Origin of the sequence: Xanthomarina sp. F2636L (genome assembly GCF_026410195.1) — a bacterium.
In the GTDB taxonomy this organism is placed as follows: Bacteria; Bacteroidota; Bacteroidia; order Flavobacteriales; family Flavobacteriaceae; genus Xanthomarina.
The window spans coordinates 1-326 of the sequence record NZ_JAPMLM010000001.1 but is presented as its reverse complement, the minus strand read 5'-3'; the positions used below and the strand labels follow the sequence as shown (position 1 = coordinate 326).

The window sequence follows — 326 nt, the reverse complement described above, 5'->3', positions numbered from 1 at the left end:
AGTGACTACCCAAGTACAGGTATTATTATCAAAAGTAGCCGTCTCCCAACACTCCGTTGATGGTTCAGCAGGTTGCGAACCAGTGACTACCCAAGTACAAGTATTGTTATCAAAGGTAGCAGTTTCCCAGCACTCCGTTGATGGTTCTACAGGCTGTGATCCAGTAACTACCCAAGCACAGGTATTGTTATCAAAGGTTGCTGTTTCCCAACATTCCGTTGTTGGTTCAACAGGTTGCGTTCCAGTAACTACCCAAGCACAGGTATTGTTATCAAAGGTTGCAATTTCCCAGCATTCAGTCGTTGGTTCAGCAGGCTGTGATCCTG

General features: G+C 45.7%; 1 protein-coding gene. It reads right to left on the bottom strand.

Annotated elements, in window-relative coordinates:
• A partial coding sequence (locus OS191_RS00005) for a hypothetical protein (protein ID WP_267153660.1) occupies positions 1-326 on the bottom strand: 326 nt, incomplete at both ends.